Origin of the sequence: Pseudomonas sp. BAY1663 (assembly GCF_000582595.1) — a bacterium.
In the GTDB taxonomy this organism is placed as follows: domain Bacteria; phylum Pseudomonadota; class Gammaproteobacteria; order Pseudomonadales; family Pseudomonadaceae; genus Stutzerimonas; species Stutzerimonas stutzeri_AF.
Genome location: NZ_AZSV01000215.1, coordinates 1 through 593, shown reverse-complemented (window position 1 = coordinate 593; position 593 = coordinate 1). Strand labels below are relative to the sequence as shown.

Sequence of the window (593 nt, the reverse complement as noted above, 5' to 3'; positions counted from 1 at the left end):
CACCTGCAGGGCCCGCAACAGGCGCGCTGGCTGGCCGAGCTGATCGAACCCCTGGCCACCGCGCAGGCCCGCCGCGCCGCGCGCAAGGCTGCCGAAACCGCCACTACCCGCGTGGAGTTCTTCACGCTGCTGCGAGGAGAAGACTGATGAATCGCGCCTTCCCATCCGACCTGCTGCAGGCCGCCTTCGCCGATCCGGTGCTGGACGCCAGAAGAGCTTCCGCGCCGCGCTCAAGGCCCTGGCCGAACCCGGCACGCGCCAGCCGCTGGCCGCCGTCGAGGCCGTGGAGCGCCTGCAGCCGGCCACCTACGCGCTGTGCCTGAGCCTGCTCGACAACGATACGCCGCTATGGCTGGCGCCGGCCTTCGACACCCCGGCGATCCGCGCCAACCTGGCCTTCCACTGCGGCTGCCCGGTGGTGGAGGCGCGCGAGGAGGCGCTGTTCGCCCTGCTCGACGCCGCCGCGCTGGACGACCTGTCCGGCTTCTACCCCGGCAGCGAGCGCTACCCGGACCAGTCCTGCACGCTGCTGGTCCAGCTCGACCGCCTCGAGCGCGGCCCGGCGCTGAGCTGGCAGGGGCCGGGCATCGACG

The 593-nt window shown here is 73.2% G+C and carries 1 protein-coding gene and 1 pseudogene; both read left to right on the top strand.

Annotated features, from left to right (window positions below):
• Positions 1 to 147: phosphonate C-P lyase system protein PhnG (locus BAY1663_RS22860; protein ID WP_037045478.1), on the top strand; the 147-nt coding region annotated here is incomplete at its 5' end.
• Positions 147 to 593: pseudogene (phnH, locus tag BAY1663_RS22855) on the top strand (phosphonate C-P lyase system protein PhnH); the annotation flags it as partial. The gene BAY1663_RS22860 and the pseudogene phnH, both read left to right, overlap by 1 nt.